The organism is Egibacter rhizosphaerae (genome assembly GCF_004322855.1).
GTDB lineage: Bacteria > Actinomycetota > Nitriliruptoria > Euzebyales > Egibacteraceae > Egibacter > Egibacter rhizosphaerae.
In genome coordinates this window covers 568380-583344 of record NZ_CP036402.1, presented here as the reverse complement: position 1 = coordinate 583344, position 14965 = coordinate 568380, and the positions used below count along the sequence as shown (strand labels likewise).

The 14965-nt window shown below is 70.7% G+C and carries 12 protein-coding genes; 9 read left to right on the top strand and 3 right to left on the bottom strand.

Going from position 1 to position 14965, the window contains the following annotated elements; genetic code table 11:
- The first annotated feature begins 179 nt into the window (after positions 1–179).
- The gene (locus tag ER308_RS02670) at positions 180–1214 is read left to right on the top strand and encodes an NAD(P)-dependent alcohol dehydrogenase (RefSeq protein ID WP_131153573.1); all 1035 of its coding nucleotides are present in this window, start codon (positions 180–182) and stop codon (positions 1212–1214) included.
- A gap of 122 nt (positions 1215–1336) precedes the next feature.
- On the opposite strand, the gene ER308_RS02665 is transcribed toward ER308_RS02670, so the two are convergent.
- Entirely contained in the window at positions 1337–2173 is an 837-nt protein-coding gene (locus ER308_RS02665) for an alpha/beta fold hydrolase (RefSeq protein ID WP_131153572.1), read from the bottom strand.
- Positions 2174–2273: 100 nt separating this feature from the next.
- A complete protein-coding gene (locus tag ER308_RS02660) occupies positions 2274–5111 on the bottom strand; it encodes a winged helix-turn-helix domain-containing protein (RefSeq protein ID WP_131153571.1) in 2838 nt (945 codons plus the stop codon).
- A 530-nt stretch (positions 5112–5641) separates the two neighbouring features.
- Here ER308_RS02660 and ER308_RS02655 point away from each other — a divergent pair.
- From ER308_RS02655 to ER308_RS02625, 7 genes are all read left to right on the top strand, one after another.
- Positions 5642–6706, top strand: coding sequence for a tartrate dehydrogenase (locus ER308_RS02655; RefSeq protein ID WP_420826237.1), 1065 nt, complete (start codon positions 5642–5644; stop codon positions 6704–6706).
- Between the two features lie 174 nt (positions 6707–6880).
- Positions 6881–8068 carry a CaiB/BaiF CoA transferase family protein gene (locus tag ER308_RS02650; RefSeq protein ID WP_131153570.1) on the top strand — a complete coding sequence of 396 codons (1188 nt, stop codon included), beginning with the start codon at positions 6881–6883 and terminating at the stop codon, positions 8066–8068.
- Between the two features lie 2 nt (positions 8069–8070).
- Positions 8071–8850, top strand: coding sequence for an enoyl-CoA hydratase/isomerase family protein (locus ER308_RS02645; protein WP_131153569.1), 780 nt, complete (start codon positions 8071–8073; stop codon positions 8848–8850).
- Between the two features lie 15 nt (positions 8851–8865).
- Positions 8866–9390, top strand: a complete 525-nt coding sequence (locus ER308_RS02640; protein ID WP_205745861.1) for a gamma carbonic anhydrase family protein — start codon at positions 8866–8868, stop codon at positions 9388–9390.
- A complete protein-coding gene (locus tag ER308_RS02635) occupies positions 9387–10580 on the top strand; it encodes a CaiB/BaiF CoA transferase family protein (protein WP_131153568.1) in 1194 nt (397 codons plus the stop codon). Before ER308_RS02640 ends, ER308_RS02635 begins: the two co-directional genes overlap by 4 nt.
- A 32-nt stretch (positions 10581–10612) precedes the next feature.
- Positions 10613–11818 (top strand): MFS transporter, encoded by a 1206-nt coding sequence (locus ER308_RS02630; protein ID WP_131153567.1) that lies wholly within the window; start codon positions 10613–10615, stop codon positions 11816–11818.
- Between the two features lie 87 nt (positions 11819–11905).
- Positions 11906–13018 (top strand): zinc-binding dehydrogenase, encoded by a 1113-nt coding sequence (locus tag ER308_RS02625; protein ID WP_131153566.1) that lies wholly within the window; start codon positions 11906–11908, stop codon positions 13016–13018.
- Positions 13019–13075: 57 nt separating this feature from the next.
- Here ER308_RS02625 and ER308_RS02620 read toward each other — a convergent pair whose 3' ends face one another.
- Positions 13076–13468, bottom strand: a complete 393-nt coding sequence (locus ER308_RS02620; RefSeq protein WP_131153565.1) for a universal stress protein — start codon at positions 13466–13468, stop codon at positions 13076–13078.
- Between the two features lie 279 nt (positions 13469–13747).
- Between ER308_RS02620 and ER308_RS02615 the strand changes: the two genes are divergently transcribed.
- Positions 13748–14878 carry a tripartite tricarboxylate transporter substrate binding protein gene (locus ER308_RS02615; protein ID WP_131153564.1) on the top strand — a complete coding sequence of 377 codons (1131 nt, stop codon included), beginning with the start codon at positions 13748–13750 and terminating at the stop codon, positions 14876–14878.
- Positions 14879–14965 lie beyond the last annotated feature (87 nt).

The following is a 14965-nucleotide window of genomic DNA, read 5'->3' as shown; positions in this document are numbered from 1 at the left end:
GATGTGGCAACGGCCTGAGCTGTCATGCCAATCGGGCTCCGGACGTTCCGTCGTGCGTCGTGAAGGGGCCGAACGACCCCCTCGACGGTAGGCCTTCGGATCGGTCGGGGAGGACCGCGCGGGGATGCTGGCGTGTGTGAGTATGCATGTCGGTCCCGGTCCTGTGGAGAGGAACACCGTTGCGTGCCTACCAACTGACCGCTTGGCAGCAGCCGCCCGAGCTGCGTGAGGTGCCCGTCCCCGAGCCGGGAGCCGGCGAGGTGCTCGTCCGTATCGGTGGGGCAGGGGCCTGCCACTCCGACCTGCATCTGATGGAGTGGCCTGAGGGCGTGGTGCCCTACGAGGTGCCCTTCACGCTCGGCCACGAGAACGCCGGGTGGGTGGAGGCCGTGGGGGCAGGAGTGCGCACCGTCGAGCCCGGACAGCCCGTGGCGGTCTACGGGCCGTGGGGCTGCGGGAACTGCAAGCGTTGCCGGCTCGGGATGGAGAACTACTGCGAGCACGCCGCCGAGATCGGTGCCGCGGGAGGTGGGCTGGGTCGTGACGGGGGCATGGCTGACTACATGCTCGTGCCCTCCGAGCGACTGCTCGTGCCCCTCGAGGGCCTCGATCCGGCGGATGCGGCACCGCTCGGTGACGCGGCGCTCACGCCGTACCACGCGATCAAGCGGAGCCTGCACAAGCTCGAGCCAGGGACCACCGCCGTGGTGATCGGTGTCGGGGGGCTGGGCCACATGGCCGTGCAGCTCCTGCGGGAGCTCTCGCCGGCGAGCATTGTCGCGATCGACCTCGACGACGCACAGCTCGAGCACGCCCGCGAGATCGGCGCCGACCACGTGGTGCGCTCCGACGGTGAGGCCGCCGAGGCGGTACGTGGGCACACCCGCGGCAAGGGTGCCGCCCTCGTGGTCGACAACGTCGGGGTCGACGGTACGCTCGCCCTCGCCGCGCAGGTCACCCGACCGCTCGCCGACATCTCGATCGTCGGGATCGGCGGCGGCGCGCTGCCGGTGTCGTTCTTCGGCGTGCCGCAGGAGGCCTCGGTGCAGACGACCTACTGGGGCACGGTCCCCGAGCTGCGGGAGGTCCTCGCCCTCGCCGCCGAGGGTCGGATTCACGTGACCTCGACGCGCTACGCCCTCGACGACGTCGCCGCCGTCTACCACAAGCTCGAGCAGGGCGAGGTCCGGGGCCGCGCGGTCATGGTGCCCTGATAGGGGCTGCTGCCGCTTGGCGGGCATGCTTCTGCTGCTACGAGTCCGGACGCAAGGATCGGAGGTCCACCGGCCCGCGAGCGGGGCGGTGGAACCGCTTGGAAGGGGCCTCAGTTCGTTGGTCAGGCCGGCTGCCGGACCGATTCGAAGAACGAGACCAGTGCCTCGGCAACGTGCTCGGGGGCGAGGGCCGGGGCAAAGTGGCCGATGCCGGGCAGCTCGCGGACGTGGGGGTCGGCGACGTGCTCGGCGACGTACTGCTCGCAGGCGGTGTAGTAGGTAGCGCGCAGGGTCCGTTGGCCTCGCAGAAGCAGGACCGGCACGCTGATCCGCGCCATCGCCTCGGGGTCGGTGGCTCTGGGTCCCTCGTAGCCCTGGAGCGCCTGCACCGTGCGCAGCAGCGGGGGGAAGGCGGGCCCGGAGCGTTCGTAGTAGTCCGGCCCCAGGGCAGCCAGCTCATCGTCGGTGGCGACGAAGGGGTGGAAAGCACGCGCCGCATCGGCCAGCCGGCCCTCGGCGACCGCCGCGCCGATCTGCTGGAACGCGGCGTTGATGTCGGCGAGGTCGTCCTCGCGCATCACTGACATCACGGTGGGCTCGTAGAGTGCCACGGCGGCCACCGCGCCACTGTTGGCGGCGGCGCCCAGCGTTGCCGTGACGCCGGCTGACCAGCCGGCTACGTAGACCGATCCGCCGATGGTGTCGACGAAAGCCCTGGCGTCCTCCACGTGGCGCGGGGGCGTGTGATCCTCGCTATCGCTGGACAGTTCTCGGCCACGCGAGCTCGGCAGGTAGCAGGTGAATCGGTCGGCGAGGTGAGGAATCAGCGCCTCCCAGGCGAGGGCGCCGTCGTGTGGCGCACCGTGGAACAGGACCAGTGGTGGCCCTTGGCCGTGGACGCGTCCAGCGATCTCGGTGCCGTCGGCGGAGACGGCGCGGTGGATCCGGTCGGAAGGCATGGTGGTCGCTCCTGCTCTCGGGTGCTGCGGCGAGGATGGAGGACCCCTTGCCGGAGAACATCACCCGACCGGGTACGAAACCGCGCAGGGGTGGGTACGCCTACAGGTCGCGGCGGGCAACCTCGGCGGCGAGATCGGCGCGCCCGTCGACGTCCAGCTTGGCGTAGACGTGGGACAGGTGCTTCTTGACGGTGTTGACGCTCATGAACAGACGCGCACCGATCTCGGCGTTCGTGCAGCCCTGCGGGACCAGCCGCACCAGGTCGTGTTCGGCGGGGGTCAGCGAACCCCAGCCCGACTCCGGGCGTGCGCGCTCCCCCCGACCGCGGCGCGCATAGGCGACCGCTTCGTTCAACGACAGGCCGGTCCCGTCGGCCCAGCACGCCTCGGCGTCCTCCTGATCGAGCGCTGCCTGTGCGGCAGCCACGTGCCGGGCCGCCCACCGAGCTGCCAGCGGGAACCGCACGATGCCCGCCTCGTCGCGGAATCGCTCGGCCGCGGCCAGCAGCCGCAACGCCTCGTCAGAGTGGTCGCGCGCGACGGCCAGTCCGGCGACGGTTTCCAGCACCTCAGCCGTTCCGACCCGGTCGCCGTGGTCGGCCAGCACCGCGAGACCCTCGTGTGCGAGCTCCCACGCGTCGTCGGGGTCACCGTCGGTCTCGGCGAGGTGGGCGAGCCCGAGCAGCGCGCGCCCGAGGGCGAACGGGTAGCACGGATCGACCGACAGCTGGCGGCTGCGCGCGAGGTGAGCGCGGGCGTCGTCGCGTCGATCCTCGGCCAGAGCGACGGCGCCGAGCACCCACTCGCCGCCCGCCTCGTCGAAGCGGCTTCCCCGCTCGCGCGCGGTGCGCAGCACCGCCTCGCCCCCGGCTCGGGCGACGGAGGCATCGCCCACCCGGTGTGCCGCCACGGCCACCCACCGGCTGGCGGTCAGCTCGAAGGTGGCCAGCCCGCTGCGACGGGCCGCGGTGACTGCCTCGGCGAGGTGCTCCCGCGCGGCACGGCCGTCGCCCTGCACCAGGTCGGCGACGGCGAGCCCGGTCCGCGCCCACGCGGCGACGCCCGGCCGCTCGAACCGTCGGACGAGCTCGAGGGCGCGCCGCGCGTGCGCGCGGGCGGTGTCGAGATCGCCGGCGAACCCGAGCCCCAAGCTCGAGAGCGCCAGGGCGGACGCGAGCTGATAGGTGAGTCCGGCGCGGTCGCAGACGTCGGCGGCTTCGGCCAGCAGCTCGCGTCCGCGAACGAGGGTGCGCCCGCCCATGGCGAGCTCTCCGGTGAGGACCAACGCCCGCGCGAGCGTCTTGTCGTCGCCGAGCTCGCGGGCGAGGGTGATCGCCTCCTCGGCGTCCGCCTCGACCTCTTCGCTGGTCGCGCACCCGCTGCGGAACCCAGCCGCCGCTCGGTAGGTCAGCGCCCGCACGAGGTGTGCGTCGAGCTCGGTCGCCCGCCCCAGCGCCACCGCCCGGTCGGCGACGCGGTGGCTAGCCCGACAGTCGTCTCCCGCCAGAGCCAACAGCGCGGCCGTCGTCAAGCCACGGGCACGCTCGACGTCGCCCGCCGCGGGCAACTCGACGGCGGCGTGCAGCCGTCGCAGCATCTCCGAGTGCAGACCGCGCTCGAACCAGAAGGCAAACGTGGGCTCGGCGATGTCCAGCGCCGCTGCGGGCCGGCCGGACTCGACCGCCCACGCCATCGCCGCACGCAGATCCTCCACCTCCGCGGTCAGACGCGCCTGCCACGCCTGCGGCTCAGGGCCGTTCAAAGCGACGCCCGCGCGCGCCGCCCGGCGCAGGGCCACGTCGAGGTGGCGCTCGCGTACTCGCGCGGGGTCGTCGAGCACACAGAGCCGCTGCCGGGCGTAGACACGGATCGTCTCGAGCAGGCGATAGCGGACCTCTTCGGTGTCGTCGATGGTCTGCACCAGGGATTGGTCGACGAGGCCGGCGAGCAAATCGATCACCGGGGTGCCGCAGTCGATGTCGCCGACGACCTCCGCCGCGGCGTCCAGCGTGAAGGATCCGGCGAACACCGACAGGCGCGCCAACGCCAGCCGCTCGGCATCCGACAGCAACCCGAAGCTCCACGCCACCGACGCCTCCAGCGTCTGCTGCCGCACCGGGGCCCCGCGCACCCCGCCGGTCAGCAGCCCGAACCGGTCCGACAACCCCGCTGCGATCTGCGCCGGGGACAGCACCCGCACCCGCGCCGCCGCCAACTCCACCGCCAGCGGGATCCCATCCAGCCGCCGACAGATCTCTGCCGCCGCCGCCGCGTTGTCGTCGCTCAACGCGAAGTCGGGCCGCACCTGCCGCGCCCGCAGCTCGAACAGCCGCGCCGCCTCCGCGCGCCCGACCTCGCGCGCCGATCCGGCATGCGCTTCGGGCACCGACAACGGGGCGACCTCCCACGCCGTCTCCCCCTCCACCGCCAACGGCGTCCGGCTGGTCGCCAGCACCCGCACCTGCGGGCACGACCGCAACAGCCCCGCCACCAGCGCCGCGCACGCCTCGACCAAGTGCTCGCAGTTGTCCAACACCACCAAGCCGTGCCACGCGCGCAGCTGCTCGAGGAGCGTGTCCACCAGCCCCCGCCCCGGCTGCTCACGCACCCCGACCGCCTCGGCGAGCGCCGCCGCGACCGTGTCCGCCTCTCCCGCCCCCGCCAGATCCACCCAGCAGGCCCCAGCGGCGAACCCCGCAGCCACGTCACCGGCGACCTCGAGCGCCAACCGGGTCTTCCCACAGCCGCCCGCGCCCGTGAGCGTGACCAGCCGCCCCTCACCGAGGAGCTCGGCGACCTCCCCACGCTCTCGCTCTCGACCCACCAGCGTCGAAACCGCCACGGGCAACGCGACCAACCCGTGCCTCCGCCGACCCGCACCCCATGCGCCGAGCTCGAGTCCGTCCACGGCCGATGCGGACTCCGGCCCGCCGTTCATGCTCGCCATCATGACCTCCGCACCGCCTGGTGCGAGTAGCCGCGAACATGAGTATGAGGTCCGCGCTCCGCGGTGCCAACAGGCCACCCCGCTGGTATCGCGTAAGGGATGACGCACGAACCTCGATCGGATCAACACGGTCGGCGTCAGCCCGAGCTAACGCCAGCCGCTCGCGGGCTACTTCGGGAACGGACCCTGTCGACGAGGGGCTCGCGTTTAGGCACGCCGTCCCATCGGCGCTACAGGCAGCCGCGCGCCACCCGGCCGGGCACGATCTGACCTCTCCCAGGCGGCGAGAGCCTCACCGACTCGGTGGGACGCCAACTCTGCCCGGTGGAAAAGCCCTTGGGTTTGGGCGCGCACGCCACGTTGGCGACGGAGTAGGGGTCGTCTGGCTCGGGCAGCGTCGGCACGCCCACGGGCCTTGTCGGCAGCGATGGCGAGCGGCCGAGTGCTTCCGATAGGCTGAACAGCGTCCGACGTCTGAGACGATCGAGGCTTGCGTGGGCGCGGCACCGGACAGAGTCGACATCGTGGCGCTTCCTGGCGACGGAATCGGCCGTGAGGTCATGGAACCCGCGCAGACATTGGTGTCTGCGGCGGCGGCACAGGAGGGCGTCCAGCTGCGGTGGCAGCAGCGGAACTGGAGCTGCGACCGCTATGTCGCACAGGGCGCAATGATGCCCGAAGACGCCTTGGAGGATCTCGAGGCCTTCGACGCGATCTTCCTCGGGGCCGTCGGTCGGCCGGATGTGCCGGACCACATCTCGCTGTGGGGGATGCTCATCCCCATCCGTCGGCGATTCCACCAGTACGTGAACCTGCGCCCGGTCCGCAGCTTCGCCGGGATCGCGTCGCCTCTGCGCCCGGAGGTCCTCGGGACGTTCGATGTGCTTGTGGTCCGCGAGAACGTGGAAGGGGAGTACTCGGAGGTCGGCGGCCGCGTCTACTCCGGACGGCCCGAGGAGCTCGCGATCCAGGAATCGGTGTTCACCCGCGCAGGGGTCGAACGTGTCGTGCGCGCCGGGTTCGACGCGGCCGCAGGGCGGCGAGGGGTGTTGACGTCGGCAACGAAGTCGAACGGCCTCGTCCACTCGATGCCGTTCTGGGACGAGATCGTGGCAGAGGTCGCCGAGGAGCACCCCGGCGTCGAGGTTGCGTCCATGCACATCGACGCGCTCGCCGCCGCGTGTGTGTCCCGGCCGAGCACGCTCGACGTGATCGTCGGCTCCAACCTCTTCGGGGACATCATGAGCGACCTCACCGCTGCGGTCGCCGGGAGCCTCGGCATCGCACCCTCGGCGAACCTGAGCCTCGGCGGGGATGGGCCATCCATGTTCGAGCCGGTGCACGGGTCCGCACCCGACATCGCAGGCAAGGGCGTGGCGAACCCGATCGGCCAGGTGTGGTCCGGGGCCTTGATGCTGCGCGACCTCGGCCTGGAGCGTGCGCACGACACGCTCCTCTCGGCGATCGAACAGCTCCTGTCGAGCACGGACGTTCGCACCGCCGACCTCGGGGGCAGCGCCTCGACGGAGGAGGTCGCCTCCACACTCGAGTCGCTCCTCGCACCCGCTGGCACCTCACGCAGCTGAGCGAAGAGACGCAACGGGAGGCGGATCGCCTCTTGCCACGGGTACCGACGACGCGTACGTTGCGCCGCCATAAGGTCTGACCATGAACCGTTCGGCCGTCGGTCCCGGTGGATGGAGGCCGCACCCGGATCGTCACGACCCAAGGGACGCCACGAGCCAAGGGAGAGGTGCCCAATGACGCTGCCGCTCGAGCACCTGCGTGTCCTCGACCTCACGCAAGCGATGGCCGGGCCGTTCTGCACCATGATCCTCGGGGACATGGGTGCGGACGTCGTCAAGATCGAACCGCCGTCTGGCGAGGTCTCCCGTCGCGCGATGGGCTTCAAGGGCAAGGGAGACGACACGGCTGCCTTCATCGCGATCAACCGAAACAAGCGCAGCCTCACCCTCGACCTCAAGTCCGAAGAGGGACGGGAGCTCTTCTACGCGCTCGCGCGCGAGGCCGACGTCATCTGCGAGAACTTTCGCCCGGGGGTGACGTCCCGTCTCGGCATCGATCCCGACACGATCCACGGCATCAACCCGCGTCTCGTGTACGCGAGCATCTCGGGGTTCGGCCAGACCGGACCCCACAGTCAGCGGGCTGGCTTCGACCTCATCGCCCAGGGCATGGCCGGCGTGATGAGCATCACCGGCGAGCCGGGAGGGGACCCGGTGAAGTCCGGGATCCCTCTCAGCGATCTCGGCGCCGGTCTGTACTGCGCGTTCGGGGTGCTCAGTGCGGTCATGGTCGCCGAGCGCACCGGTCGTGGTCAGGCGATCGACACCAGCCTGTTCGAGGCAGCACTCTCCCTGGGCATCTGGGAGACCGCGGAGCTTTGGACCACCGGGCGCGTCCCGCAACCGACGGGTTCGGCGCACCGACTGACCGCTCCCTACCAGGCCTACCGGACCTCCGACGGCTACCTCACCGTCGGGGGGAACAACCACAAGCTCTGGGTCAGCTTCTGCGAGGCCATCGGCCGTCACGACTTCATCGAGGACGAGCGGTTCGCGACGAACGAGGACCGGATGGCGAACCGCCAGGAGCTCGAGCACGAGGTCGAGGCCGTGCTCCAGAAGCGGACGACCGAGGAGTGGATGGAGGTCATGGGCGAGCACGGCGTGCCGGCCGGCCCCATCTACAACTACGCCGAGGTCTTCGAGGACCCTCACACGATCGAGCGCGGCATGCTCGAACAGTACGAGCATCCGGTCGAGGGCACCGTCAACACGCTGGGGCTCCCGCTGAAGCTCAGCGAGACCCCGGGGGCGATCCGCCGGCACGCGCCTCTCGTGGGCGAGCACACCGCCGAGGTGCTCCGTGAGGTCGGCGTCGACGACGAGCGGCTGGCCGCGCTGCGGCAGTCGGAGGTGGTCTAGCGATGAGTGACGAGGGCGAGGTCCGCTTCGAGCGCCACGGCGCGAGGGTCACGCTGACGTTCGACCGCCCGGATGCGCGCAACGCGATGACGTGGAAGATGTACGACGAGCTCGAGGCGCACTGCGAGTCCCTTGCCGACGACCCCGAGGCGCGCGTCGTCGTGCTGCGGGGGGAGGGTGGCAAGGCGTTTATCGCCGGCACCGACATCGGACAGTTCAAGGAGTTCGAGTCGGGAGAGGACGGGATCGACTACGAGCGGCGCATCGAGCGGATCGTCCAGAAGCTTGAGGCGCTGCCGATGCCGACGATCGCCGCCGTCGAGGGCTACGCCGTCGGTGGTGGGCTCACCATCTCCGCCGTGTGCGACCTGCGGGTCTGCTCGTCGACCGCCAAGTTCGGGCTGCCGATCGCCCGCACCCTCGGCAACTGCGTGTCGATCGAGAACATCTCGAGGCTCGTGTGGATGATCGGACCGACGGCGACGAAGGCGCTCATCTATCGAGCGGACTTCGTCGACGCCGAGCGGGCGCTCGCGTTGGGGCTCGCCACGGAGGTCGTCCCGGAAGGCGCTCTCGGCGCCCGTGTCGACACACTCTGCGAGCAGCTGGAACGTCACGCGCCGCTGACCATGGCGGCGACGAAGGAGCTCACGCGCCGGCTCATGCTCGAACAGCTCCCCGAGGACGAGGACATCATCCGGCAGGTCTACGGCAGCGACGACTTCAAGGAAGGCACCGCCGCGTTCGTGGAGAAGCGGCAGGCGAACTGGCAGAACCGCTGAACAAGGAGGCCGGCGGTGAGCGAGCCCATCATCGCATCGATTCACGGGGTCACCCCCTCCATCCACGAGGAGGCGTTCGTCGCCCCCGGGGCCACGGTCATCGGCAAGGTCGAGATGGCGCGAGGATCGAGCCTCTGGTACGCGTGCGTGGCCCGCGGTGACGACGAGCGGATCGTTCTGGGCGAGGACGTGAACGTCCAGGACGGATCGATCCTGCACGCCGACCCGGGCGAGCCGACTCTGCTCGGCGACCGCGTTTCGCTCGGGCATGGCGCGATCGTCCACGGCGCGATCGTCGAGGACGACTGCCTCATCGGGATGCGCGCGACCGTGTTGAACGGCGCGCGGATCGGGCGCGGCTCGGTGGTGGCGGCCGGCGCGGTCGTCACACCGGGGGCAGAGATCCCCCCGAACTCCCTGGTGGCAGGCGTGCCAGGCAAGGTGCGACGCGAGGCCGGAGAGTCCGAGCACCAGATGATCGCGCATACCACGAGCGAGTACCAGCGCAAGTCGCGCGAACACCAGGAGCTGTGGGCGTGAGTCGCGGGGGGCCGCTTGCGGGCGTACGAGTGGTCGACCTCTCCCGGGCGATGGCGGGTCCCTACGCGACGCTCATGCTGGGCGATGCGGGCGCGGACGTCATTAAGGTGGAGCGCCCCGACACCGGTGACGACACCCGTTCGTGGGGTCCTCCCTTCGTCGACGACGGTGACCGCTCGCACTCGGCGTACTTCCTCTCGGTCAACCGCAACAAGCGTTCGATCTCGCTCGACCTGAAGGACCCCGACGACCTCGTCGTGCTGGGGGAACTGATCGAGTCCGCGGACGTGCTCGTGGAGAATTTCCGCCCGGGGGTGATGGACCGACTCGGGTTCGGTCACGAGACGCTCCGCGAGCGCAACCCGCAGCTGGTGCAACTGTCCATCACCGGGTTCGGCCACGGAGGCCCCGAGGGACACCGGGCCGGCTTTGACCAGATCGTCCAGGGCGAGGGCGGGCTGATGTCGATCACGGGCCAACGGGGGGATCAGCCGACGAAGGTCGGCGTGCCCATCGCCGACATCCTCGCCGGGATGTTCGGGGCGTTCGGCGTCGTCTCCGCACTTCAGGAGCGGGATCGGACGGGTCGGGGCCAGACGGTGCGCACCTCGCTGCTCGCGGGGATGGTGGCCGTCCACACCTTCCAAGGGACCCGTTGGCTGGTCGCCGGCGAGGAGCCGCGGGCGAGCGGGAACCATCATCCGCTCATCGCGCCCTACGGGGCGTTCGAGTGCGCCGACGGGTCCATCAACATCGCCGTGGGCAGCGAGGGTCTCTGGCAGCGGTTCGCGCCGCTCGTCGCCCTCGATCCTCAGGACGTCCGGTTCGCCACGAACCGTGACCGCGTGGAGCGCACCACCGAGCTCGCCGAGGCGATGGCCCCCGCGCTCCAGTCCGCTGACGCGGCGACGTGGGTCGCACGGCTCGAGGAGGAGGGGATCCCGGCGGGCCGTATCCGGACGATCAGCGAAACCTACGCGTCTGCGCAGGTCGCGCACCTGGGGCTCATCGACGAGGTCGCCCACCCGACCCTCGGGGCGTTGCAGCTGCCGAGTGCTCCGGTCGCATTTGGGGAAGGTCATGCGGGGGACTCGACGCACCCACCGCTGCTCGGCGAGCACAGCGAGGAGATTCTCGCGGAGTTGGGGCGCCGAGCCGCTGGCCAAGAGGTGGGAGGGACGGCTGAGTAGGGGGCGTAGCCAGCCATGAGCCCTCGTCAGCCATGAGCACTGACACCGGCGGCCCGGTCGGCCCGGGACGTGCGGTCGCTGCGGCGATCGTGGTGACGACGGTCGGAGCGCTGCCACCGTTCCTGCTCGGTGGCATGGCGGTGCAGGTGCGCGGGGAACTCACGTTCACCGAGGGGCAGCTCGGTCTTGCGGTCACGGTGTTCTTCGCGGTGTCTGCGGCGCTCTCGGCGGCCGCTGGCCGGCTCACCGAGCGCCTGGGTATCGGGAAGGCGATGGCGACCACGGCCCTGTTCGCCGGGGTCGGGTTGCTCGTGATCGCGGCCTCCACGTCGTATGGGCACGTCCTCGCGGGCCTCGCTGTCGCGGCGATCGGGAACGCGTTCGCGCAGCCGGGGGCGAACGCGCTGCTCGCGCACAGTGTCCGTCAGCGTCGCCAAGGGTTGGTGTTCGGCGCCAAGCAGTCAGCGGTGCCGTTCACGAGTCTCCTGGGTGGGGCGGCCGTGCCGCTGATCGCCCTGACGGTGGGCTGGCGGTGGGCGTTCGTGGCCGCGGTGGGGCTGTGTGTCACCGCGGTGGTGCTCGCCCCGCGTGACCGGTCCCGAGCGCGCGGACCGGTCCGCGGGGAGGGCGGGCGGCGACGTTCGGCCGCCGCCAACCGCGTGCTCCGCGCGCTGGTGCTCGCCGCGTTGCTCGGGAATATGGGGGCGAACTCGCTCGGCATCTTCCTGGTGGAGTCGCTCGTCGACGACGGCGTCGCGGAATCGCTCGCCGGCGCGCTGCTGGTGCTGAGTAGCTCGTCAGCGATCGCCGCGCGCGTCGCGGGGGGCTGGCTCGTGGATCGACGTGGATGGCATTCGCTGCGACCCGTGGGCGGGCTGCTGGCGGTTTCCAGCCTCGGCTATCTCGGGCTCGCGTGGCTGAGCGGGCCGGTGCTGGCGCCCTTTGCGCTGCTGACTTTCGCGGCGGGGTGGGGCTGGAACGGGCTCTTCGCCCTGGCGCTCGTGCGGACGTTCCACCGTGAGCCGGCGGCGGCAAGCGGGGTGGCGCAAGGTGGACTGTTCGTCGGGGCGATGGCGGGCCCGGGGTTGTTCGGGTGGGCCGTGGAGCTCTTCGACTTCGCGTGGGCATGGAGCGGCGCGGGGGTCCTGGCGCTGTCGGCGGGGGCAACGATGCTGCTCGCGCAACGGCTGATCGAGCGCTACGCGGTCGACGAGGCCTCGACGGAGGCCCCGCGGTGAGCTCGCGCGCGACCGGGACGCGTCTCGGCGAGGGGGAGGCCCCGTGGTGTCCGCCCGGGGCAAGGTCGCAAGACAGGGAGGGACGTCATGACGGAAGGCAGCCGCGCCGCGGTCCTGGAGTCGTTCGGTGCGCCGGTCCAGCTACGCGAGTACCCGGTGCCCTCGCCGGAGCCGGGCGGGGCGATCGGGCGCGTCGCGTACGCGGGGATCTGCGGCACCGATGTGCACCTGCAGGAAGGACGCCTGCCGATCCCCCTGCCGGTCGTGCTCGGGCACGAGGCGTTCGGGCGGATAGAAGGGCTCGAGGCGCCATTCACCGACCTCCTGGGGCGAGAGGTCAACGACGGGGACCAGGTCATCTGGGCCTCGAACATCCCGTGCGGTCGGTGTGCGGCCTGCCTACGGGACCAGGAACGGACCCTGTGCCAACGTCGCCGCATCTACGGCATCAATCAATCCGCGGAGGAGTGGCCGCATCTGTCCGGGGGTTGGGCCGACGCGATCGTGCTGCGCCCTGGCTCCAGCGTACTGAGGCTCCCGGCCGGCGTTTCCGCCCTTGCCGCCATCTCGCTTGGCTGCGCCGGTCCGACGGTCGCCCACGCCCTGGGTCGCGTCCCGGCAGCGATCCCGCACGCGACCGTCGTCGTGCAGGGAGCCGGTCCCGTGGGGCTGGCCGCGTCGATGATGGCGATCCAACTCGGCGCCGCTCGCGTCGTCGTGGTCGGAGGCCCACCGCGTCGGCTCGAGATCGCAGAGGAGCTCGGCATCGGTGACGTGCGGATCCCGCTCGGCGAGCCGAACGACGTCGACGATCGCCTCGAGCGGGTGCGGGACGGGATGGGAGCGACCGGCGCCGACCTCGTGATCGAGTGCACCGGCGTCCCCTCGGCCGTGGTCGAGACGCTCGCCCTCGCCCGCCCGGGAGGCACCTGCCTCGTCGTGGGGCAGTACACCGATCAGGGGGCGACATCGCTGAACCCCAACGAGATCACGCGGAAGCAACTGTCAGTAGAGGGGTCCTGGGCGTTCTCGGAGCGCGACTACGCGACATACGTGGAGTCGTTGCCACGCCTGACCGAAGCGTTCGAGCTCGAGCGTCTCGTGACCGAGTTCCCGCTCGAGCGGGCACAGGAAGCCCTCGATGCCGTCCGCTCTGGGACCGTGGCCAAGGCCGTGCTCTCACCGGAGGCCGAGCCTTGAGGGGGAGTCGGCGGTCCGTGGGCGGTCCGTTCGGGGAGGCCTCAGGTGATGCCTGCACTAGTCCTCGTGGGCCTTCACCGCGATGACGGGACAGTCCGCTCCGAGCAACGCGTCCTGGGCGTCGCTGCCCAGCACGAGCTTGCCCACCGGCGAACGGCGGCGCAGGCCGAGCACGAGCGCTGCCGCGTTCCGCTCGTCGGCCAGCCATACCGCAGCGGTACCCGCCGAACGATGGGTTCCGCCGAGCACCATCTCGACCTCGAGGCCGTCCTCCTCGAGCCGCGTGGCGGCGTCCTTCGCGGCCTGGGAGGCCGGCGGCTGCCGCGTGTACGCGTCGAGGAGCACAATCCCCGCGTCCCTGGTCCGGGCTTGGAGTGCGGTCACCTCCACCGCGGCCCGACCGGCCGGGCTGTCGGAGAAGAAGCACACGATCGTGGTGGCAGTGCTCACGGCTCGCCCTTTCGTCCTCCGTGCTCGCCGTCGACTCGGTCGGGGCCTTCTCCGCGCCGTTCGGGTTTTCTCTGCTGACCTCTTGTCAGCGTCTGGAACCTAGCTTACGCTCATCTTGCTACCGGGTCATTGTCAGACCATAGGTGATCTTCGGAGGCTGTCCACCCCCCTCCGACTCACCGCCGAAGCCACCGAGATGGGTCGCGGCGGAGAGGCGCGCAGGGTCCGTTTGGCATCCGTGGAGATCGCCGGATAGTCCCAAGAGCGAGTGGAGTTGCAATGAGGGACGATCAGCACCGGAGAGCCTTGCCCCGCTGGCGCTGGCTGGCGGCGGTCTCCCTGATGGCCGCCCTGACCGTGCTCGTCGCTGCCTGCGAGGCGGACGAGGCGGCCGACGACGACGTCGACGACGATCCGGCCGAGGGAGACGAGCCGGATGACGACGCTGATCCCGACGAGGAGGAACCGGACGACGACTCGGACGACGACGAGGCGGCAGGGGACTGGGAACCCGAGGGCGAAGTGACGATGATCGTGCCGTTCGCCGCGGGCGGCGGCAGCGACCTCCTCGGTCGAGCGATCGTCGAGGCCTTCGAGGAGCTCGAGCCCGACCTCGACTTCGTCGTCGAGAACCTCACCGGAGGCTCCGGGGCCGTCGGGTACGCCTCGTTCCTCGAGCAGGAGGGCGATCCGCACTACCTCCTCGCCGCGGAGGTCATGCGATCCATGTTGCCCTTCGTCGAGGAGGTGCCATTCGACTACGACACCTGGACCGATGTCGGCATGTTCGCGGAGGACGTGGGCTACATCGTCGTCGACGCGGACTCCGAGTGGGACGACATCGAGGAGTTCATCGAGGACGCCGAGGAGGCGACGGAGGCCGGCGAACCGCTCCGCGTGGGTGTCCCCGCCGCAGCGGGTGTGGACGAGCTCACGGTTTTCCAGTTGGCGCAGGAGGCCGGCGTCGAGTTCGAGCGTCCGGTTTACGACGGCACGGGCGAGACGAACCCCGCGCTGCTTGCGGGCGACATCGATGCGACCGTCGTCAACCCGAGCGACGGCCGTGACGAGCTCGAGGCCGGGGAGTTCCGCGCCCTAGTGGGCTTCGGAACCGACCGATTGGATGAGGAACTCTTCGAGGACGTTCCAGTCGCCCCTGAGCAAGACTGGGAGGTCACGGCAACGAAGTACCGGGGGCTCATCGCGCCCCCTGGCATTCCCGAGGAAGCGGAGCAGTACTGGGTCGACCTCTTCGAGCAGTTCCCGGAAACCGAGGCGTACGACAACTACATGTCGGAGGCTCTGCTCGCGGAGAACATGCAGCTCGGCGGCGACTGGCGGCAGTGGCTCGAGGACGAGTGGCACCCCGCGGTGTTCGACGACTTGGAGGAGATGACCGGTGACGACTAACGCCTGGTTGCCTTCTCCGAGAAGGACGGACGACGTGAGTCCGTGAGCGCCGAGGGGTGGGTGCCCGGGTCCCGTGACCCGGGCACT